Here is a 21,223-nt window from a genome sequence, read left to right as displayed (position 1 = left end):
AGGCCTCGCAAACAACAAATCCCTCCAGTGCAGGAGGGTTCGCAATTCAAGTGTCGTGGGCAATGGCGGATCTTTGCCACACGGTGCGATTGAGGAACTTTGCAATGACGACTCGTCAGCCACTGTACAAATCCCTGTATTTCCAGGTGATCGTTGCAATCGTTATCGGTATTTTGCTCGGTCACTTCTACCCGCAGACCGGTGTGGCCCTCAAGCCACTGGGTGACGGCTTTATCAAGCTGATCAAAATGGTCATCGCCCCGATTATCTTCTGCACCGTTGTCAGCGGCATCGCTGGCATGCAAAGCATGAAATCGGTCGGCAAAACCGGCGGCTACGCGCTGCTGTACTTCGAAGTCGTTTCCACCATCGCCCTGCTGATCGGCCTGGTCGTGGTCAACGTTGTGCAACCGGGCGCCGGCATGCACATCGACGTGGCTACCCTGGACGCCTCTAAAGTCGCTGCCTACGTGACTGCCGGTGCAGACCAGAGCGTTGTTGGCTTTATCCTCAACGTGATCCCGAACACCATCGTCGGCGCCTTCGCCAACGGTGACATCCTGCAAGTGCTGATGTTCTCGGTGATCTTCGGTTTCGCCCTGCATCGCCTGGGTGCCTACGGCAAGCCGGTGCTGGACTTCATCGATCGCTTCGCCCACGTGATGTTCAACATCATCAACATGATCATGAAGCTCGCGCCACTCGGTGCCCTGGGCGCCATGGCGTTCACCATCGGTGCCTACGGTGTGGGTTCCCTGGTGCAACTGGGCCAGCTGATGATCTGCTTCTACATCACCTGCATCCTGTTTGTGGTGGTGGTGCTGGGCGCCATCTGCCGCGCGCACGGTTTCAGCGTGTTGAAGCTGGTTCGCTACATCCGTGAAGAGCTGTTGATCGTACTGGGTACTTCCTCCTCCGAATCCGCACTGCCACGCATGCTGATCAAGATGGAGCGTCTGGGCGCGAAGAAATCCGTAGTAGGCCTGGTGATTCCAACCGGCTACTCCTTCAACCTCGACGGTACGTCGATCTACCTGACCATGGCTGCCGTGTTCATCGCCCAGGCGACTGACACCCACATGGACATCACCCACCAGATCACCTTGCTGCTGGTGCTGCTGCTGTCCTCCAAAGGCGCTGCAGGCGTGACAGGTTCCGGCTTCATCGTACTGGCCGCGACCCTGTCGGCTGTTGGCCACCTGCCGGTTGCCGGCCTGGCGCTGATCCTGGGTATCGACCGCTTCATGTCCGAAGCCCGCGCACTGACCAACCTGGTCGGTAACGCCGTTGCCACCATCGTTGTGGCCAAGTGGGTCAAGGAACTGGACACCGACAAGCTGCACAGCGAGCTGGCGTCTGGCGGTACTGGCATCTCCGACACCCGTCCGGAAGATGACCTGGGTGTGGCTGAAGGTCCTGCCCCTGCTATCAAGTAACTTGCCGAAGGTGTGAAAGCACCCAACGCGCTGCAAACGCCCCGACCTGTTCGGGGCGTTTGCGTTTCTGGTGGGTCACTTTTGGTTTTTTTTGATTTACAGTCAGTAACCACTTCATCAATCGCCAGAGGTGGCCTGCGCAGATGAAACTCGCGTTGGATTGCCCGTTCTATAACGCATTGGCCAATCGGTTATTTGCGCCGCATCGTGAGCAGGAGTGTTGATGGACAGTGTGGATCTGAATGTCTTGCGCAGCGTGCTCGACTGGCGTCGCGCCGGGCACCGCGTGGTGCTTTACAGCGTGGTCCAGACCTGGGGCAGTGCGCCGCGTCCGCCGGGCGCGATGTTGGCCCTGCGTGGCGATGGCGTGGTGATTGGGTCAGTGTCCGGTGGCTGCATCGAGGATGACTTGATCGCAAGGTTGCAGGACGGGCGTTTGCCGGATGATGGCCCGCCGGTGCAATTGGTGACCTACGGCGTTACCCGTGATGAAGCGGCGCGTTTTGGCTTGCCGTGCGGCGGTACGTTGCGCCTGACCGAAGAACGGGTCGACGACTGGCGCTGGGTCGCGCAGTTGCTGGAACGGTGTGAGGCGCATGAAATCGTCGCGCGAGAGTTGGACCTGGCCACTGGCACTGTGAGTTTGGGCAGTGCAAGCAAAACCGACGTGGTGACCTTCGATGGTGAACGCCTGCGGGCCATTTACGGCCCGCGTTGGCGTTTGTTATTGATCGGCGCAGGGCAGTTGTCACGCTACGTGGCCGAGATGGCGCGGCTGCTGGACTTCGAAGTGCTGATCTGCGACCCCCGTGAAGAGTTTGCCTATGGCTGGGAAGAACAGCACGGCCGCTTTGTGCCGGGCATGCCGGATGAGGCGGTGCTGAACATCCAGACCGATGAACGCACGGCCATCGTCTGCCTGACCCACGACCCACGTTTGGATGACATGGCGCTGCTGACGGCGTTGAATTCCAGCGCGTTCTACATCGGTGCCCTCGGTTCGCGGGTCAACACGCAAAAACGTCGCGAAAACCTGGCGGCGCTGGGTTTGTCGGCGGAGGCGATAGCACGGTTGCATGGGCCGATCGGTTTGCATATCGGCAGTCACACGCCGTCGGAGATCGCCCTGTCGTTGATGGCGGAAATCGTCGCGATCAAAAATGGCGTGGCACCGACGCAGAAAAAGCCGTTACCGATGGCGGCTGAATGAGCATTACCGCAATCGTGCTGGCGGCCGGGCAGGGCAGTCGTTTTCGAGCCGAGGCGGGGGCTGATAAAGATAAGTTGCTGGCCGATTGCGTAGGCTTGGATGGCGTGACGCGGCCGGTAATCGAGCAGGTGCTGTTGAATCTGCCTGAACGTGTCGTGAAGCGCTGGGTGGTGACCTCGCCGGACCGTCTTGAGGTGATTCGCCTGGCGCGTCTCTACGGTTGTGAAGTGTTGCTGCTGGAGTCGGCAGGCATGGGCGACAGCCTGGCGGCGGCAGTCGCAGCCAGCAGCCCAAGCGATGGCTGGCTGGTGGTGTTGGGGGATATGCCGTTCATCTTGCCTTCGAGTATTGATCACGTGGCCGCCGCGCTGGCAGACGAAAGCATCAGCGTGCCGGTGCATGACGGTCAGTACGGTCATCCTGTGGCGTTCGGCCGTGCATGGGGGCCAGCCTTGTGCGCGTTGTCCGGTGATCGCGGTGCAAAGCCGCTGTTTGCCAAGGGTTGCCCGCTGGAGGTGAGCGTCGATGATCCCGGCGTTTTGTGGGATGTGGACGTGCCGCAAGCACTGCACTTCGGCAGGTGAGCCCGCAGTAGCTTTTCAGTTTTCTCTTCTAGACTGCCAAGTGTGGCGCATGCTGGGTGTGCAGCCATATTTCCTGCCATCAGTTCAGAGGCAGAATGCTGTTATTGCCTGCGTTTTCATTCACTGAAGTGGCATTATTTTCTTTCGAGGCTGAGGTGTAAAAATGAATTTACAGTGAGTGCCTCAATGAAAACCCTTAAAGCAGCTATTGGCCTGACCCTTTCACTCACCACCTCTGCGTGGGCCTACATCCCGCCCCCTCAGCCGGATGTGGTGGTTTCAGCTCCCGTCGCCACGCTGATATGGAAGGAGGTACCGGGTAGCGGGGGTATTTTTTATGCCAATCTGAAAGGGGACCTATTGGGTTTCGGCCCGTATGAGGCGTTTGTCAGATTTCCCGCCGGCAGGAACAACCCCGACCATTTCCATACGCAAACGCTGCCAACCGTTGTGCTTGAAGGTACGTTCTACGCGATTATCGATGGCAAGACTGTCGATTATCCTCCGGGCTCTTACTACAGCTTGCCCGCCAAATTGAAGCATTTCAGTGGGTGCAGGCCAGGGGCCGATTGTTTGTTGTATCAGCACCAGGCCGGCAAGTTTGACCTTGTGCCTGTGGCGCCATAAGGTCGATTTTTATCCGTTGAGCGCTGAGTGCCTGCGCAATAACTGCAAAAAAAAGCCCCGCCAGGGTTACCTGGCGGGGCTTTTTAGTGGCGGATGGAATCAGACGAGGGGTTTAGGCTCGTGCTCTGCTTCCAGGGCCTTTGGGCTGTGCTCTGCCACTTCTTCGACGGAACGCGGGGTTTCGTCGACGATTGGGGCAGTGTGCTCAACCGCGGCTTCAGCGGCTGGCGCTTGCGCTGCGGCAGCGGCTGCTGCAGCGGCCGCCTCAGCTTCCTTGCGACGGCGACGCACTTCACGCGGGTCGTTCGGCGCGCGGCCGTTTTCGGTCAGGGCGCTGGCAGGGGCTGCTTCAACCACCGGGGCGGCGACTTCGGCAACCACTGGCGCTTCAACCGCCGGCTGAGGCTCAACCACTGGAGCAGGTTCGGCAACCACTTCGGCAACCGGTGCCGGCGCCTCTTCTACCACTGGGGCAGGTGCTGGCGCTTCAACCGCAGCCACTGGCTCGGCAGCCCACTGGAAGGCGGTCTGTTCTTCGCGAACTTCACGCACGGCCGGAGCAGCTTCTTCAACAACCGGGGCTTCAACCACTGGCTGAGGTTCAACCACCGGTGCAGGCTCCACAGCAGCCACTTCCACTTCTGGTTGGGCTTCGCGAACCGGCGCGACTTCCACTTCCGGCACCACGGGGGCGTCGATCGGGGTGGTCGCTTCGACAACAGGCGCTTCAACAACCGGTGCTTCAACCACTGGTGTTTCAGCAACGGGTGTTTCAACCACTGGCGCTTCGACTGCTACGGTCTCTTCGACAGCGGCAGTGGCGCGTTCAGCTTGCTCGTGAGCCTGGGCTTCAGCAGGTGCGCTGATGACCGAGCTGGCAACGGCAGCTGTTACCGCCAGGCCGGCAGCCAATTCGGCGCCAGTCGGTTCGTTGGTAGCAGCTTCTGTGTTTTCGCCGGTCTCTTCCGAGCCTTCGATCACGTTGCCGTTGGCATCGCGTTGACGCTCGCGACGGTTGCTGCGACGACGCTGGCCACGGGAGCGGCGGCGTGGACGATCGCCTTCGGCGTTGTCCTGGCCATCTTCCTGTTGCTCTTCGCCGGTCAGTACTTCTTCTTCGCTGGCGGCAGCGGCTTGCTCGGCACGTGGTTGACGCTCTTCACGCGGCGGGCGCGGTTGGCGCTCTTCACGTGGGGCGCGCTCTTCACGCGGCTGGCGAGCCGGGCGTTCTTCGCTGGCGGCCTCGCTAGCAACAGCGGGTGCGGCGTCCAGTGGCTCACGCAGTTCACGCACACGTTCTTCACGCTCGCCACGTGGCTTGCGATCTTCACGTGGTGCGCGTGGGGTACGTGGTGCGCGCTCTTCGCGCGGTGCACGTTCTTCACGGGCTACGGTTGGAGTTTCTTCACGGGCTTCGCGTGGTGCACGCTCTTCACGTGGTGCGCGTTCTTCACGCGGTGCACGTTCTTCGCGAGGCTTGCGCTCTTCGTCACGACGACCGTTGCGGTTACGGCTTTGCTGGCGACCGTTACGACGCTCTTCGTTACGCGCCGGGCGCTCGGTGGCAGGTTTTTCAACCACAACCGGGGCAACAGGCTCTTCTTTGGTGGCGAACAGGCTCACCAGCGACTTCACCAGGCCTTTGAACAGGCTTGGCTCAGGCAGGGCGGCCGGTGCGGCAACCGGTGCAGCAGCTTCGGCCGGAACCGGAGCGTTGGCACGTGCCGGTGCGGTCTTGACGGCCGCTTCCTGGCGAACCAGGGTGCGGGTCGCGGCGGCTGGCTGGACTTCTTCAACTTCAGCTGCGGCAGCTGCGATTTCGTAGCTGGACTGGCCGCTGTGGGCTTCCGGGCTGTCATCACGCAGGCGCTGCACTTCGAAGTGCGGCGTTTCGAGGTGATCGTTCGGCAGGATGACGATACGGGCACGGGTGCGCAGTTCGATCTTGGTGATCGAGTTGCGTTTTTCGTTGAGCAGGAAAGCTGCGACCGGAATCGGCACTTGCGCACGGACTTCGGCGGTGCGGTCTTTCAGGGCTTCTTCTTCGATCAGGCGCAGGATCGCCAGGGACAGCGATTCAACGTCACGGATGATGCCGGTGCCGTTGCAACGCGGGCAGACGATGCCGCTGCTCTCGCCCAGGGATGGGCGCAGGCGCTGACGGGACATTTCCAGCAAGCCGAAGCGCGAAATACGGCCGACCTGTACGCGGGCGCGGTCAGCTTCCAGGCATTCGCGGACTTTCTCTTCCACGGCGCGCTGGTTCTTGGCCGGGGTCATGTCGATGAAGTCGATCACGATCAGGCCGCCGATGTCACGCAGGCGCAGCTGGCGGGCGATTTCTTCAGCCGCTTCCAGGTTGGTCTGCAGGGCGGTTTCTTCGATGTCGCTGCCTTTGGTCGCACGCGCCGAGTTGATGTCGATGGACACCAGGGCTTCGGTCGGGTCGATCACAATGGAGCCGCCGGAAGGCAGTTCGACCACGCGCTGGAAGGCGGTCTCGATCTGGCTTTCGATCTGGAAACGGTTGAACAGCGGAACGCTGTCTTCGTACAGCTTGATCTTGCTGGCGTACTGCGGCATCACCTGGCGGATGAAGGTCAGGGCTTCGTCCTGGGCTTCAACGCTGTCGATCAGCACTTCGCCGATGTCCTGGCGCAGGTAGTCGCGGATGGCGCGGATGATCACGTTGCTTTCCTGGTAGATCAGGAACGGCGCGGAACGATCCAGGGACGCTTCTTTGATAGCGGTCCACAGTTGCAGCAGGTAGTCGAGGTCCCACTGCATTTCTTCGCTGCTGCGGCCAAGGCCGGCAGTGCGAACGATCAAGCCCATGTCGGCCGGCGCGACCAAACCGTTCAGCGCTTCACGCAGTTCGTTGCGCTCTTCGCCTTCGATGCGACGGGAGATGCCGCCGGCACGCGGGTTGTTCGGCATCAGCACGAGGTAACGGCCAGCCAGGCTGATGAAGGTGGTCAGGGCGGCGCCCTTGTTGCCACGTTCTTCTTTTTCGACCTGGACGATGACTTCCTGGCCTTCGCTCAGGACGTCCTTGATATTCACGCGGCCTTCAGGGGCTTTCTTGAAGTATTCGCGGGAGATTTCTTTGAGGGGCAGGAAGCCGTGGCGCTCGGAGCCGAAATCGACAAAGGCAGCCTCAAGGCTTGGTTCGATGCGAGTAATACGGCCTTTATAGATGTTGGCCTTCTTTTGCTCGCGTGCACCGGATTCAATGTCCAGGTCGTAGAGGCGTTGGCCATCTACCAGTGCAACACGCAACTCTTCGGGTTGAGTTGCGTTAATCAGCATTCTTTTCATGTTGTACCGTCGGTTTCCGGGCTGCCGGAAACGGCGTTCGGCACACACGACTTCTCACGGTCGGTGTCAGGTGCGTCAAGAGTGGTTGGCCACTCCAGTGTCCAGCAATAACGAGCCAATTGGGCCGGTATCGCGACGGACGCGTCCTGCTTGTTAGCGGTGGTGACAAAGGCACCACTTCAACAAAAGCTAAGGTCAGGAGGAGGAATCAACCGGCGACTGTGGACGAGATGAAGCGTCTAAATATAAGCCTAGTGCTACACGGTCCGACGGTTGTGCATCTCCACCCTACACGTATCCCTGATAATTCGGGTGCTGCCGCGCGCAGAATCCGCAGCGGGTTGGCATTTACCGTGTTCTCCAATGGGGAGTCCACGCTCATGGCTAAACAAGACTGAATGTGGGCGACTGCGCTCTCACTCAGCTCTTAACAGGCGTTGTTTCCGAAGCATTCGCCATGGTCTGGCTCAAGACTGACTGCACTTTGTGAACTGGCCGTAAATATCGGCGCGGAACGCGAGTATTCACTCTGCTTTCTGCACTCGCTTCAGGCCTCATGTCACCTGCGCTTGTTACAATCTCGAGCCTTCCAAGGTGGCGAAAGCCCCGTAGGACGGCCTCGCGTCCTGATGAATTGCGATGGTCAGGGCCGGCAATTTGCCGCAAGTCCTCTGTCCAGGCCGCTTTTGGCGGCGTTCGCGACTATAGCAGCAATGATTAAGTGCTTCAATTCCATAAAAAATTGTTATCATCGCCGCCATGACGACTACCGCCCCCCAGACCCCCAGCGTCCAGCTGCTCGAGGTCTCGCCGGAATATGCCGGCCAACGCATCGACAATTTTCTCCTGGCCAGGCTCAAAGGCGTGCCCAAGACCTTGATTTACCGCATTTTGCGTAAAGGCGAAGTGCGCGTGAACAAGGGGCGCATCAAGCCCGAGTACAAGCTGCAGGCGGGCGATATCGTTCGTGTGCCTCCAGTGCGCGTGCCTGAGCGAGACGAGCCCGTGCCGCTGGCCCAGGGCCTGTTGCAGCGCCTCGAGGCGTCGATTGTCTTCGAAGACAGCAAACTGATCGTGATCAACAAGCCTTGCGGCATTGCGGTGCACGGCGGCAGCGGCCTGAATTTCGGCGTGATCGAAGCCTTCCGTCAACTGCGCCCGGATGCCAAGGAACTGGAGTTGGTCCACCGACTGGACCGCGACACCTCCGGCTTGCTGATGATCGCCAAGAAACGCAGCATGTTGCGCCACTTGCACACCGCCCTGCGTGGCGACGGTGTCGACAAGCGTTACATGGCGCTGGTGCGTGGCAACTGGGCCAGCTCGATCAAGAGTGTCCGTGCGCCGCTGCAGAAGAGCAACCTGCGCTCCGGCGAGCGTATGGTCGAAGTCGACGAGGAAGGCAAAGAAGCCCTGACCCTGTTCAATGTGCTGCGCCGCTTCGGCGACTTCGCCACCATGGTCGAGGCCAAGCCGGTGACCGGGCGTACTCACCAGATTCGCGTGCATACCTTGCACGCGGGCCACTGCATTGCCGGCGACACCAAGTACGGTGACGAGGATTTCTCCAAGGAAATTCGCGACCTGGGCGGCAAGCGCCTGTTCCTGCACGCCTACATGCTGACCGTGCCGCTGCCTGACGGCGGCGAACTGAAGCTGCAGGCGCCGGTCGATGAGATGTGGGCCAAGACCGTGGAGCGTTTGAGTGTCGCACCTTGATTACAAGCTGCTGATTTTTGATTGGGACGGCACCCTGTGTAATTCCATTGGTCGGATCGTCGAATCAATGCACGCAGCCTCGGCCCGCTCGGGCTTCGAGTTGTGCACCGATCTGGCGGTCAAGGGCATTATCGGCCTGGGTTTGCCTGAGGCGATCCGTACCCTGTACCCCCAGATCAGCGACGCTGAGCTGGTGACCTTTCGCGACCATTACGCTGATCACTACATTGCGCTGGAAGCCACGCCTTCGCCGTTATTCGACGGTGTAGTGCAGTCGCTGGAGGCCTTTCGCGCCGAGGGTTATCGGTTGGCAGTCGCCACCGGCAAGGCTCGTCGCGGCCTGGATCGGGTGCTCAAGGCGCATGGCTATGAAGATTATTTCGACATCACCCGCGCCGCGGATGAAACCGCCAGCAAACCCCATCCTCTGATGCTGGAGCAGATCCTGGCGCATTGCGGCGTAGCGCCGCGCCAGGCCTTGATGGTGGGTGATGCATCCTTCGACCTGATGATGGCGCGCAACGCCGGCATGGACAGCGTTGCCGTCAGCTACGGTGCCCAGGCTGCCGAGGCCTTGCAGCAATACGAGCCCAGGCTGACGATTGATCATTTTTCTGAACTGCAGGCCTGGCTCAGCCGGGCCCAATAAGTCTTTGCTGGGGTTGATGGCATGAGTGACGAGTGGAAAGCGCCCGAAAAGGCCGAGAGCGGTGATGATAAAAGCTGGAAGCTGCTGGAGAAGACTCTCCTGGCCAGCGTTCAGGAGCAGCGCCGCGCACGGCGCTGGGGGATTTTCTTCAAGCTGCTGACCTTTACCTATCTGATTGCCATGCTGGTGCTGTTCAGCCCGCTGATGGACATGGAAAAAAGTGCCACCCGTGGCAGCAACTACACCGCCTTGATTGAAGTGCGCGGGGTGATTGCCGACAAGGAGTCCGCCAGCGCCGACAATATAGTCAGCAGCCTGCGTGCTGCGTTTGACGACCCCAAGGTCAAGGCTGTGATCCTGCGTATTAATAGCCCGGGCGGTAGCCCTGTGCAGTCGGGCTATGTGTATGACGAGATTCGTCGCCTGCGCGCGCTGCACCCGGATACCAAGCTGTATGCAGTGATTTCCGATCTGGGTGCCTCGGGTGCCTATTACATCGCCAGCGCCGCTGACCAGATTTATGCCGACAAGGCCAGCCTGGTCGGTTCCATTGGTGTGACGGCGGCCGGTTACGGCTTTGTCGGCACCATGGAGAAGCTCGGCGTGGAGCGTCGCACCTACACCTCGGGTGAGCACAAGGCTTTCCTGGACCCGTTCCAGCCGCAAAAGGCTGACGAAACCCAGTTCTGGCAGGGCGTGCTCGACACCACGCACCGTCAGTTCATTGCCAGCGTCAAGCAGGGGCGTGGTGATCGCCTGAAGGATAAAGACCATCCGGAACTGTTTTCCGGGCTGGTGTGGTCGGGTGAGCAGGCATTGCCGCTGGGCCTGATCGATGGTCTGGGCAGTGCCAGTTCGGTAGCCCGGGACGTGATTGGCGAGAAGGAACTGGTGGATTTCACCGTTGAGGAATCGCCGTTTGATCGCTTCTCCAAGAAGCTCGGCGCCAGCGTGGCGGAGAAGTTGGCGTTGTACATGGGCTTCCAGGGCCCGACCCTGCGCTGATACCTCGAAGCGACAGGTTTCAACATGTGGGAGCTGGCTTGCCTGCGATAGCATCACCCGGGTTCGACTGATGTACCGAGGTGTGTGCATCGCAGGCAAGCCAGCTCCCACATTGGTTTTGTGGTGGGCTTAAGGTATTTGCACGCCTTCAGCCAGCAGCATGTCCACCAGCCGAATCAGCGGTAAGCCTACGAGGCTTGTTGCATCCGGCCCTTCAGTGCTTTGGAACAGGCTTACGCCCAGCCCTTCAGCCTTGAAACTGCCTGCGCAGTCATAGGGTTGTTCGAGTCGCAGGTAGCGCTCGATCCGCTCAGCGTCCAGCACGCGCATCTGCACCGTAAACGGTACGCAGTCGACCTGGCGGTGCCCGGTCTCGCTGTTGAGCAGTGCCAGGCCTGTAAGGAAGCTCACGCGCTTGCCGCTGGCTGCCAGCAACTGTTCGCGGGCGTTTTCGAAGGTATGGGGTTTGCCGATGATTCGCCCGTCCAGTGCGGCCACCTGGTCCGAACCGATAATCAGGTGCCCGGGATGGCTGCTGGCGAGGGCGCGAGCTTTCTCTTCGGCCAGGCGCTTGACCAGCTCGATGGCGGATTCATTTTCGCGATGGCTTTCGTCGATATCCGGCGACGCGCAGATGAACGGCAGGTGCAGGCGGCTCAGTAATTCCCGGCGGTAAACCGAGCTGGATGCGAGTAATAAAGGCAGCATGGGCGTCTCCTTAAGGCAGTTGGAGATTCTAGCGAGGCGACCAGCTGACGCACAGGGCTGAATTTCCTTTGACATGGCTGGGTGCATCCCTATAATGCTGCGCCTATGTTGAATGACCCGATTCCACCTCACGTTGACCCGCGCAAATTGGCAGATCGTGGCACTTCCCTTCAAGGTGAATTGCTGCTGGCCGATTTGGAGAGACTCTGCGACCCGCTTTCCGACACTGTCGGTACGGTGCAGGCCAAATTCGTTTTTGAACGAGATGAACGTAAGTCTGTGGTAATACACAGTTTTATCGACACCGAAGTCAAAATGGTTTGCCAGCGTTGTCTTGAGCTGGTCACCCTGCCGATTCACAGCGAATGCAGTTACGCTGTGGTGAAGGAGGGTGCGAATACCCAGTCGTTGCCGAAAGGTTATGACGTGCTGGAACTGGGCGAAGATCCTTTGGATCTGCATGCACTGATCGAGGAAGAGCTTCTGCTCGCCTTGCCCATTGTGCCTGCTCATCATCCGGAAGAATGCCAGCAGCCGGAGGGTCTCGATGACGAGGCCGAGCCGAGCGAGGACGAGGTAACGCGGTCCAACCCGTTCAGTGTATTGGCGCAGTTAAAGCGTGACCCAAACGTTTAGGAGTTAATCAATTATGGCTGTTCAGCAGAACAAAAAATCCCGCTCTGCCCGTGACATGCGTCGTTCGCACGACGCCCTGACGGCGAGCACTCTGTCTGTAGAAAAAACCACCGGTGAAATTCACCTGCGTCACCACGTATCGCCAGAAGGCGTATACCGTGGCCGTAAAGTGATCGACAAGGGCGCTGACGAGTAATCACTTGTCTGCTCAAGTCATCGCGATTGACGCAATGGGCGGGGACTTCGGTCCCCGCAGCATTGTTCAGGCTTGCATTGCCAGCCTGTCTGCAACGCCCTCGCTGCACCTGACCCTCGTCGGTCAACCCTCCCTTCTTGAAGAACTGATTGCCAGCCATCCGGCGGTGGATCGCGCGCGCCTGACGATTACGCCAGCCAGCGAAACCATCAGCATGGAGGACAAGCCGGCGACAGCGCTGCGCGGCAAACCCGACTCTTCAATGCGGGTGGCCCTTGAGTTGCTGCGCGACGGCAAGGTGCAGGCGTGTGTCAGTGCCGGCAACACCGGGGCGTTGATGGCGTTGTCGCGGCATGTGCTCAAGACGCTGCCCGGGATTGACCGGCCGGCGATGGTCGCGGCGATCCCGACGCAGAAAGGTTATTGCCAGTTGCTCGACCTGGGCGCGAACGTCGATTGCAGTGCCGAGCACCTGTTCCAGTTTGCCGTGATGGGCTCGGTGGCCGCCGAGGCGTTGGGCGTGACCCGGCCACGGGTGGCGTTGCTGAATATCGGCACCGAAGACATCAAGGGCAACCAGCAGGTCAAGCTCGCCGCCACCTTGTTGCAAGGCGCGCGGGGCTTGAACTACATCGGCTTTGTCGAAGGCGATGGTTTGTATCGCGGCGAAGCGGATGTGGTGGTGTGCGACGGGTTTGTCGGCAATATCCTGCTCAAGTCCAGCGAAGGCTTGGCGACGATGATCGCCACGCGTATCGAGGCCTTGTTCAGGCAGAACCTGGCGTCACGCATGGTCGGCGCCCTGGCGCTGCCGTTGATGCGCCGCTTGCAGGCTGACCTGGCACCGGCGCGGCACAACGGTGCGAGTTTTCTGGGCTTGCAGGGCATTGTGGTGAAAAGCCATGGCTCGGCGGGTGTGCAAGGCTTCCAAAGTGCGATTGCGCGGGCGTTGATCGAGATTCAGGAAAACCTGCCGCAACGCTTGCATGGCCGTCTTGAGGATCTGTTGCTTTAGGCGAATTGGCCCGGGAGTGCTTAAATGTGACCGGCCAGTTCAATTGACCATCCAATCTGTCAGTTTCGTGCGCTCCCACCCTTGGATTCATCTCAAAAATCGGGAGCGTTTATTTTGACGACCAGATCATTAGGGGCTTGTTACATGTCTACATCCCTCGCATTCGTCTTTCCAGGGCAGGGTTCGCAGTCCCTCGGCATGTTGGCCGAGCTGGGCGCGCAACATCCGTTGATCCTGGAAACCTTCAAGGAAGCTTCCGATGCCCTGGGTTACGACCTGTGGGCGCTGACCCAGCAGGGGCCGGAAGAACAACTCAATCAAACCGACAAAACCCAGCCAGCCATCCTGACCGCTTCGATCGCCCTGTGGCGCTTGTGGCTGGCAGAAGGCGGCGCGCGCCCGGCTTACGTGGCCGGTCACAGCCTGGGCGAATACAGCGCCTTGGTGGCTGCAGGCAGCCTGACCCTGGGTGAAGCGGTCAAGCTGGTCGAGCGTCGTGGCCAACTGATGCAGGAGGCCGTTCCGGCCGGGCAGGGCGGCATGGCCGCTATCCTGGGCCTGGACGATGCCGTTGTGATCCAAGCCTGTGCCGAAGCGGCCCAGGGCGAAGTGGTCAGTGCGGTGAACTTCAACTCCCCTGGCCAGGTGGTGATCGCCGGTGCCAAGGCGGCGGTTGAGCGGGCCATCGAGGGTTGCAAGGCCCGTGGTGCCAAGCGTGCCTTGCCGTTGCCGGTGAGCGTGCCGTCGCACTGTGAGCTGATGCGCCCGGCCGCCGAGCGTTTTGCCGAGTCCATCGCCGCCATCAACTGGCAGGCGCCACAGATCCCGCTGGTGCAGAACGTCAGCGCGGCCGTTGCCGCCGACCTCGACACCCTCAAGCGCGACCTGCTGGAGCAACTCTACAAGCCTGTGCGCTGGGTTGAGTCGGTCCAGACCCTGGCCGCCAACGGCGCCACCGAGCTGGTCGAGTGTGGTCCGGGCAAAGTCCTGGCCGGCCTGAACAAGCGCTGCGCCGACGGTGTGTCGACTGCCAACCTGAATACCCCGGATGCCTTCGCTGCCGCGCGTGCGGCACTGGCCTGAATCCCTGATCCCCGAACTTAGGAGAAGCCTGCATGAGTCTGCAAGGTAAAGTTGCACTGGTTACCGGCGCAAGCCGTGGCATTGGCCAGGCGATCGCCCTGGAACTGGGCCGTCAGGGCGCCGTGGTCATCGGCACCGCTACGTCCGCCTCGGGTGCCGAGCGTATCGCCGCCACCTTGAAAGAAAACGGCGTGCAGGGCACCGGCCTTGAGCTGAACGTGACCAGCGATGAGTCAGTTGCTGCGGTACTGGCTGAAATCACTGCACAGTTCGGCGCACCGGCTATTCTGGTGAACAACGCCGGTATTACCCGCGACAACCTGATGATGCGCATGAAAGACGACGAGTGGTACGACGTGGTCGATACCAACTTGAACAGTCTGTTTCGCCTGTCCAAGGGGGTTTTGCGCGGCATGACCAAGGCGCGTTGGGGTCGAATTATCAATATTGGCTCCGTAGTGGGTGCCATGGGCAACGCAGGCCAAGTAAACTACGCGGCGGCAAAAGCCGGTCTGGAAGGTTTCAGCCGTGCATTGGCACGTGAAGTCGGTTCGCGTTCGATTACGGTCAACTCGGTGGCCCCAGGGTTCATCGACACCGATATGACCCGCGAACTGCCGGAAGCACAGCGTGAAGCCTTGCTGACACAGATTCCGCTGGGCCGTCTGGGCCAGGCTCAAGAGATCGCAAACGTGGTCACTTTCCTGGCATCCGACGGTGCGGCATACGTGACTGGGGCTACAATCCCGGTGAACGGCGGGATGTACATGAGTTAAATTGTGACGGATCGCTTCAAAAAAATGTCATACGAGCTGTCTAAAATCCGTTATAAAGCTGCAACTTAATTTATAGGCAGGTGGCCGACCGGGTACAGGGTGAAGCTTTCAGTTGAAAAGCTGAAATGGCTTTCTATACACTTACCCACTGGCCAGCTGCCTGAATTTGTCCATTAGGAGTTAAACAAGGTATGAGCACCATCGAAGAACGCGTCAAGAAAATCGTCGCCGAGCAACTGGGCGTTAAAGAAGAAGAAGTGACCAACAGCGCTTCCTTCGTAGAAGACCTGGGTGCCGATTCCCTTGACACCGTTGAGCTGGTGATGGCTCTGGAAGAGGAATTCGAGACCGAAATCCCGGACGAAGAAGCTGAAAAAATCACTACTGTTCAAGCTGCTATCGACTACGTTACTGCCCACCAGGCGTAATAGTTTGTAGTCGTCGCTTGCTGTTAGGGAAAAACCGCACTGCTGTAACGGCGTGCGGTTTTTTCTTTAGCTCTGTTGAAAACAGAGCGTCGAAGCGAAGTGTCGTCATTAGAAAAAGGAGAGTGCTGTGTCGCGTAGACGCGTCGTAGTCACCGGTATGGGTATGTTGTCGCCACTGGGCACGGATGTGCCGAGCAGTTGGCAGGGCATTCTGGCTGGCCACAGTGGTATTGGTCTGATTGAACACACGGACCTTTCTGCCTATTCCACCCGTTTTGGCGGCTCGGTAAAGGGTTTTAACGTCGAGGAATATCTCTCGATCAAAGAGTCCCGCAAACTCGACCTGTTCATTCAATACGGCCTGGCAGCCGGTTTTCAGGCGGTGCGTAATGCCGGCCTGGAAGTCACCGACGCCAACCGTGATCGCATCGGCGTGGCCATGGGTTCGGGTATTGGCGGTTTGACCAATATCGAAGAAACCAGCCGCACGCTGCACGATTCCGGCCCTCGTCGAATTTCACCGTTCTTCGTACCGGGCTCGATCATCAATATGATTTCCGGTTTCCTGTCTATCCACTTGGGTGCACAGGGGCCTAACTACGCCATTTCGACGGCATGCACCACCGGCACTCACTGCATCGGCATGGCGGCGCGCAACATCGCCTATGACGAAGCGGACGTGATGATCGCCGGTGGCGCAGAAATGGCCGCCTGCGGCCTGGGCATGGGCGGCTTCGGTGCGTCCCGTGCGCTGTCGACGCGCAATGACGAGCCAACGCGTGCCAGCCGTCCGTGGGACAAGGGTCGCGACGGCTTCGTACTGTCCGACGGCGCCGGTGCGCTGGTGCTGGAAGAGTTGGAGCACGCCAAGGCGCGTGGTGCCACCATCTACGCCGAGCTGATTGGCTTTGGCATGAGCGGTGATGCTTACCACATGACCTCGCCGCCGTCCGACGGTGCCGGCGCTGCGCGTTGCATTACCAACGCCTTGCGTGATGCCAAGGTCAACGCCGACCAGGTGCAGTACATCAACGCCCACGGCACCTCGACCCCGACCGGCGATTTGGCGGAAGCCGAAGCCATCAAGTCGGTGTTCGGTGAGCACGCCTACAAGCTGGCGGTCAGTTCGACCAAGTCCATGACCGGCCACCTGTTGGGTGCGGCGGGCGCAGTCGAGGCGATCTTCAGTGTGATGGCCATCAAGGATCAGGTCGCTCCGCCGACCATTAACCTCGATGAGCCGGACGAAGGTTGTGACCTGAACTTCGTGCCTCACGTAGCGCAGCCGATGCCGATCGACGTGGTGATCTCCAACTCGTTCGGGTTTGGTGGCACCAACGGCTCCCTGGTGTTCCGCCGGTTCGCGCAGTGATGCACAGCTGGGTCGACGGTCAGCCAGCGGGCAGCGTGCCCCTGAAAGATCGCGGCCTGGCGTACGGCGACGGCTTGTTTGAAACCATCGCCGTCACGGCTGGGCAGCCTGTGCTGCTCGACCGCCACCTGCAGCGCCTCGATGAGGGTTGCAGGCGCCTTGCCTTCGTGGCGGATCACACGCTGATCCGCAACGAAGTGCTGGCTTATGCCGCCGCCCTCGGCGACGGTGTTCTCAAATTGATCCTCACCCGCGGCGACAGCCAGCGCGGCTATGGCATCAACCCCGGCGCGCCGGTGCGCCGTATCTTGCAGGGCAATCCGCCCGCTACCTATCCCGACGCTCATGGAACTGACGGCATCCGCCTGTTTCCGTGCGCCACCCGCTTGGCCGAGCAGCCGTTGCTGGCCGGTCTCAAGCACCTTAATCGTCTTGAACAAGTGATCGCCCGCGCCGAGTGGCAGGATGCCGAGCATGCCGAAGGCTTGATGCTGGATATGTCCGGGCGCGTCATCGAGGGCGTCTTCAGCAACCTGTTCCTGGTGCGCAATGGCGTGTTACTGACCGCTGATCTGAATCGTTGCGGGGTTGCCGGAGTCATGCGCGCCGAGATTCTGGCCCAGGCGCAAGCGCTGGGCATCCCGCTGGCCGTGGCCGACATCAGCGTTGAACAGTTGCAGCAGGCCGACGAAGTCTTTGTGTGCAACAGCGTCTATGGCATTTGGCCGGTGCGTGGTTGCGCTGCGATGAGCTGGTCGGTTGGGCCGCTCACCCGTAAACTGCAGGGCATTGTTCGCGCGCTATTGGAAATTTGAGTTGATACGAAAACTGGTTTTACTGCTGCAGATCGGCCTGGTCTCGGCAGGCTTGCTGCTGGGCTTCTCGGCCTGGAAGCTCGACTCTGCGCTGAAGCAGCCCCTGAATCTGACCCAGGAACAATTGCTGGATGTGCCTGCCGGGGTGACCCCGACGGGCACCTTCAATCGCCTCGAAACCGAAGGCGTGCTCGATGGCGCCTTCTGGTTGCGTCTGTACTGGCGCTTCAATCTCGACGGCCAGCCGCTGCACAGCGGTGAATACCGCATGACCCCAGGCCTCACCGCCGAAGGCTTGATCGGCCTGTGGCAACGCGGCGAAGTGGTGCAGTACAGCCTGACGCTGGTGGAAGGCTGGAACTTCCGCCAGGTACGTTCGGCGCTCGCCAAGCATGAAAAGATCGTGCAGACCCTGTCGGGCCTTACCGACAGTGAAGTGATGGACAAGCTCGGTCACCCCGGCGTGTTTCCTGAAGGGCGGTTCTTCCCGGATACCTATCGCTTCGTGCGCGGCATGACCGACGTTGAATTCCTGAAAAAAGCCTACAACCGCCTGGATGATGTGCTCGCTCAAGAATGGAGCAAGCGCGCCGCCGATGCGCCGTATACCGACCCTTACCAAGCGCTGATCATGGCTTCCCTGGTGGAGAAGGAAACCGGCGTGCCGGAAGAGCGCGGGCAGATCGCCGGCGTCTTTGTGCGACGCATGAAGATCGGCATGCTGCTGCAGACCGACCCCACGGTGATCTACGGCCTGGGCGAGCACTACAACGGCAAGTTGACCCGCGCCCATCTCAAGGAAGCCAACCCGTACAACACCTACATGATCGCAGGCCTGCCACCGACGCCGATCGCCATGGTCGGCCGCGAAGCGATCCATGCCGCGTTGAACCCGGTGCCGGGCAGCAGCCTGTATTTCGTCGCCCGTGGCGATGGCAGCCATATTTTCTCCGATGACCTGGATGCGCATAATGCCGCCGTGCGCGAGTTCCAGCTCAAGCGCCGTGCCGATTACCGTTCCAGCCCGGCACCGGCGGTGAAACCGCCGGAAGACGCGGCGCCGCCTGCCGAAGTGCCAGCCCAAGCGCCGGTTGAAAAGCCCGCCGAGCCTGCGCCGGATACCGCCGCGCCGCAAAGCCCGCAATGACTCTGACTAAGGACTGCCTGTGACTGGCTTGTTTATTACCCTGGAAGGCCCGGAAGGCGCCGGCAAAAGCACCAACCGAGATTACCTGGCCGAGCGCTTGCGCGCCCAAGGCATCGAAGTGGTGTTGACCCGTGAGCCCGGTGGCACGCCGCTGGCCGAACGCATTCGTGAAGTGCTGCTGGCTCCAGGTGAAGAACAGATGAACCCGGACACCGAGTTGCTGCTGGTGTTCGCCGCTCGCGCCCAGCACCTGGCTGAAGTGATTCGCCCGGCGTTGGCACGTGGCGCCGTGGTGATTTGCGACCGCTTTACCGATTCGACCTACGCCTACCAAGGCGGCGGCCGGGGCTTGTGCCTGGAGCGTATCGCCACCCTGGAAACCTTCGTGCAGGGCGACTTGCGCCCTGACCTGACGCTGCTGTTCGACCTGCCGGTGGAAGTGGGCATGGCCCGCGCCAGTGCCCGCGGTCGCCTGGACCGCTTCGAACTGGAAGGCCAGGTGTTTTTTGATGCAGTGCGCAGCGCATTCCTCCAGCGCGCGAAGGCTGAGCCGGCGCGTTATCACCTGTTGGATGCGGCCCAGCCGCTGACGCAGGTGCAGCAGGCCATCGACGCCCTGTTGCCGACGCTGCTGGAGCGTGCCCGTGGCTGAGGCCTATCCGTGGCAGGACAGCCTCTGGCAGCAATTGGCCGGCCGTGCCCAGCATGCCCACGCCTATCTGCTGCATGGGCCTGCGGGTATCGGCAAGCGCGCGCTGGCCGAGCGCCTGATGGCCAGCCTGCTGTGCCAGCGCCCGGTCAATCTGCAAGCCTGCGGTGAATGCAAATCCTGCCTGTTGCTCAAGGCCGGCAGCCACCCCGATAACTACCTGCTGGAGCCCGAGGAAGCCGACAAGGCGATCAAGGTCGACCAGGTGCGTGACCTCGTCAGCTTCGTGGTGCAAACCGCGCAGATGGGCGGGCGCAAGGTGGTGTTGATCGAGCCGGTTGAAGCGATGAACATCAACGCCGCCAACGCTTTGCTAAAAAGCCTGGAAGAACCCTCGGGCGATACGGTGTTGCTGCTGGTGAGCCACCAGTCCAGCCGCTTGTTGCCGACCATTCGCAGCCGCTGCGTGCAGCAGGCCTGCCCGTTGGCGAGCGAAGCCATGAGCCTGCAGTGGCTGGCGCAGGCGCTGCCCGAGTGCGGCGAAGACGAACGCATCGAACTGCTGACCCTGGCAGCCGGTTCGCCCCTGGCGGCGGTGAAACTGCACGCCCAAGGCGTGCGTGAACAACGTGCGCTGGTGGTGGATGGCGTGAAAAAGCTGCTCAAGCAGGAGCTGTCCGCGACGCAACTGGCCGAAAGCGCCTGGAAGGACATTCCGTTATTGCTGCTGTTCGACTGGTTCTGCGATTGGTCGAGCCTGATCCTGCGCTACCAGTTGACCCAGGATGAAAATGGCCTGGGCCTGCCGGACATGCGCAAGGTGGTGCAGTACCTCGCGCAGAAAAGTGCGCAGGACAAGGTGCTGAACATCCAGGACTGGATTCTGGCCCAGCGCCAAAAGGTTCTCGGCAAGGCCAACCTCAACCGCGTGTTGTTGCTCGAAGCATTGCTGGTGCAGTGGGTTGGCTTGCTCGGCCGGCGTTAATTTCCGTGGCCGACGGGTGTATCGTTGGCCAGACACTTTCAGTGAATGAAGTTGTATTTACCTATGCTCGTAGATTCCCATTGCCACCTTGATCGCCTTGACCTTGCCCAGCACGGCGGCTCGCTCGACGCCGCCCTTGAAGCGGCGCGCGAGCGCGGGGTAGGGCACTTTCTGTGCATCGGCGTGAGTGCCGAGAACGCCGCCGACGTCAAGGCACTGGCTGATCGTTATGCCGATGTCGATTGCTCGGTCGGTATCCACCCGCTGGACCTCAAGCCCGGTGAAGCCCCCGCACTCGACTGGCTGCTGGGTGAGCTCAACCACCCACGCGTGGTGGCGATTGGCGAAACCGGCCTGGATTACCACTACGAGCCTGAAGCCGCTGAACTACAACAGGCGTCGTTCCGCCTGCACCTGCAAGCCGCCCAGCAAACCGGCAAGCCGGTGATCGTCCATACCCGTGGCGCCCGTGCCGACACGCTGACCCTGCTGCGCGAAGCGGCGTTGCCCCAGGCCGGTGTGCTGCATTGCTTTACCGAAGACTGGGACATGGCCAAGGCCGCCCTGGACCTGGGCTTCTACATTTCCCTGTCGGGCATCGTCACCTTCCGCAACGCCGATGCACTGCGCGACGTGGCACGCCAAGTGCCGGCCGACCGCCTGCTGGTGGAAACCGATTCGCCGTACCTGGCGCCCATTCCCCATCGTGGCAAGCCGAACTTGCCGGAATACGTGCGTGACGTGGCGGATTACCTGGCGATGCTGCGGGGTGAGTCGTACGAGCGCTTTGCCGAGCAAACCACAGACAACTTCAAGCGTCTGTTTCCGCTGGCTCACGTCGCCGGCTGAAGTGGCCAAATCGCAG

21 protein-coding genes are annotated in these 21,223 nt (G+C 60.6%); 19 read left to right on the top strand and 2 right to left on the bottom strand.

Annotated features, from left to right (window positions below):
- The first annotated feature begins 104 nt into the window (after positions 1–104).
- From PspR76_RS23335 to PspR76_RS23320, 4 genes are all read left to right on the top strand, one after another.
- Positions 105–1,436 (top strand): dicarboxylate/amino acid:cation symporter, encoded by a 1,332-nt coding sequence (locus tag PspR76_RS23335; RefSeq protein ID WP_159959110.1) that lies wholly within the window; start codon positions 105–107, stop codon positions 1,434–1,436.
- A 223-nt stretch (positions 1,437–1,659) separates the two neighbouring features.
- On the top strand, positions 1,660–2,646 hold the full coding sequence (locus PspR76_RS23330) for an XdhC family protein (protein ID WP_159959108.1): 987 nt from the start codon (positions 1,660–1,662) through the stop codon (positions 2,644–2,646).
- Positions 2,643–3,230, top strand: a complete 588-nt coding sequence (locus PspR76_RS23325) for a nucleotidyltransferase family protein (RefSeq protein ID WP_159959106.1) — start codon at positions 2,643–2,645, stop codon at positions 3,228–3,230. Before PspR76_RS23330 ends, PspR76_RS23325 begins: the two co-directional genes overlap by 4 nt.
- A gap of 186 nt (positions 3,231–3,416) precedes the next feature.
- On the top strand, positions 3,417–3,857 hold the full coding sequence (locus PspR76_RS23320; RefSeq protein ID WP_159959104.1) for a cupin domain-containing protein: 441 nt from the start codon (positions 3,417–3,419) through the stop codon (positions 3,855–3,857).
- 99 nt (positions 3,858–3,956) lie between these two features.
- On the opposite strand, the gene rne is transcribed toward PspR76_RS23320, so the two are convergent.
- The gene (rne, locus tag PspR76_RS23315) at positions 3,957–7,166 is read right to left on the bottom strand and encodes a ribonuclease E (RefSeq protein WP_159959102.1); all 3,210 of its coding nucleotides are present in this window, start codon (positions 7,164–7,166) and stop codon (positions 3,957–3,959) included.
- Positions 7,167–7,934: 768 nt separating this feature from the next.
- On the opposite strand from rne, the gene rluC reads away from it, so the two are divergent.
- From rluC to PspR76_RS23300, 3 genes are read left to right on the top strand one after another with little or no spacing between them, the layout of a single operon-like run.
- A complete protein-coding gene (gene rluC / locus PspR76_RS23310) occupies positions 7,935–8,894 on the top strand; it encodes a 23S rRNA pseudouridine(955/2504/2580) synthase RluC (protein ID WP_159959100.1) in 960 nt (319 codons plus the stop codon).
- Positions 8,881–9,543, top strand: a complete 663-nt coding sequence (locus PspR76_RS23305) for an HAD-IA family hydrolase (protein WP_159959098.1) — start codon at positions 8,881–8,883, stop codon at positions 9,541–9,543. Before rluC ends, PspR76_RS23305 begins: the two co-directional genes overlap by 14 nt.
- 21 nt (positions 9,544–9,564) lie before the next feature.
- Positions 9,565–10,548: a S49 family peptidase gene (locus PspR76_RS23300; RefSeq protein ID WP_159959096.1), complete on the top strand. Its 984-nt coding sequence runs from the start codon at positions 9,565–9,567 to the stop codon at positions 10,546–10,548.
- A 129-nt stretch (positions 10,549–10,677) separates the two neighbouring features.
- On the opposite strand, the gene PspR76_RS23295 is transcribed toward PspR76_RS23300, so the two are convergent.
- Complete coding sequence (locus PspR76_RS23295) at positions 10,678–11,256, bottom strand: Maf family protein (protein ID WP_159959094.1); 579 nt, start codon at positions 11,254–11,256, stop codon at positions 10,678–10,680.
- Between the two features lie 105 nt (positions 11,257–11,361).
- Between PspR76_RS23295 and PspR76_RS23290 the strand changes: the two genes are divergently transcribed.
- From PspR76_RS23290 to PspR76_RS23235, 12 genes are all read left to right on the top strand, one after another.
- The gene (locus PspR76_RS23290) at positions 11,362–11,892 is read left to right on the top strand and encodes a YceD family protein (RefSeq protein ID WP_032886799.1); all 531 of its coding nucleotides are present in this window, start codon (positions 11,362–11,364) and stop codon (positions 11,890–11,892) included.
- A gap of 13 nt (positions 11,893–11,905) precedes the next feature.
- Positions 11,906–12,088: a 50S ribosomal protein L32 gene (gene rpmF, locus PspR76_RS23285; protein WP_008152339.1), complete on the top strand. Its 183-nt coding sequence runs from the start codon at positions 11,906–11,908 to the stop codon at positions 12,086–12,088.
- Between the two features lie 4 nt (positions 12,089–12,092).
- Positions 12,093–13,103, top strand: coding sequence for a phosphate acyltransferase PlsX (gene plsX / locus PspR76_RS23280; protein ID WP_159959092.1), 1,011 nt, complete (start codon positions 12,093–12,095; stop codon positions 13,101–13,103).
- A 144-nt stretch (positions 13,104–13,247) separates the two neighbouring features.
- Positions 13,248–14,186, top strand: coding sequence for an ACP S-malonyltransferase (fabD, locus tag PspR76_RS23275; RefSeq protein ID WP_159959090.1), 939 nt, complete (start codon positions 13,248–13,250; stop codon positions 14,184–14,186).
- Between the two features lie 32 nt (positions 14,187–14,218).
- Positions 14,219–14,962 (top strand): 3-oxoacyl-ACP reductase FabG, encoded by a 744-nt coding sequence (gene fabG, locus PspR76_RS23270; RefSeq protein WP_015885432.1) that lies wholly within the window; start codon positions 14,219–14,221, stop codon positions 14,960–14,962.
- Positions 14,963–15,153: 191 nt separating this feature from the next.
- A complete protein-coding gene (gene acpP, locus PspR76_RS23265; RefSeq protein ID WP_016973676.1) occupies positions 15,154–15,390 on the top strand; it encodes an acyl carrier protein in 237 nt (78 codons plus the stop codon).
- Between the two features lie 127 nt (positions 15,391–15,517).
- On the top strand, positions 15,518–16,762 hold the full coding sequence (gene fabF, locus PspR76_RS23260; protein ID WP_159959087.1) for a beta-ketoacyl-ACP synthase II: 1,245 nt from the start codon (positions 15,518–15,520) through the stop codon (positions 16,760–16,762).
- Complete coding sequence (gene pabC, locus PspR76_RS23255) at positions 16,762–17,577, top strand: aminodeoxychorismate lyase (RefSeq protein WP_159959085.1); 816 nt, start codon at positions 16,762–16,764, stop codon at positions 17,575–17,577. The genes fabF and pabC overlap by 1 nt, the downstream gene beginning before the upstream one ends.
- Before the next feature lies 1 nt (position 17,578).
- The gene (mltG, locus tag PspR76_RS23250; RefSeq protein WP_159959083.1) at positions 17,579–18,724 is read left to right on the top strand and encodes an endolytic transglycosylase MltG; all 1,146 of its coding nucleotides are present in this window, start codon (positions 17,579–17,581) and stop codon (positions 18,722–18,724) included.
- A gap of 19 nt (positions 18,725–18,743) precedes the next feature.
- The gene (gene tmk / locus PspR76_RS23245; protein ID WP_159959081.1) at positions 18,744–19,376 is read left to right on the top strand and encodes a dTMP kinase; all 633 of its coding nucleotides are present in this window, start codon (positions 18,744–18,746) and stop codon (positions 19,374–19,376) included.
- On the top strand, positions 19,369–20,358 hold the full coding sequence (locus PspR76_RS23240; RefSeq protein WP_159959079.1) for a DNA polymerase III subunit delta': 990 nt from the start codon (positions 19,369–19,371) through the stop codon (positions 20,356–20,358). Before tmk ends, PspR76_RS23240 begins: the two co-directional genes overlap by 8 nt.
- A gap of 63 nt (positions 20,359–20,421) precedes the next feature.
- Positions 20,422–21,207: a TatD family hydrolase gene (locus PspR76_RS23235; protein ID WP_159959077.1), complete on the top strand. Its 786-nt coding sequence runs from the start codon at positions 20,422–20,424 to the stop codon at positions 21,205–21,207.
- Positions 21,208–21,223 lie beyond the last annotated feature (16 nt).

The sequence above is a fragment of the Pseudomonas sp. R76 genome, from assembly GCF_009834565.1.
Taxonomy (GTDB): domain Bacteria; phylum Pseudomonadota; class Gammaproteobacteria; order Pseudomonadales; family Pseudomonadaceae; genus Aquipseudomonas.
Note: the sequence above shows the minus strand (reverse complement) of the source record. Positions and strands in the feature narration are given on the sequence as shown.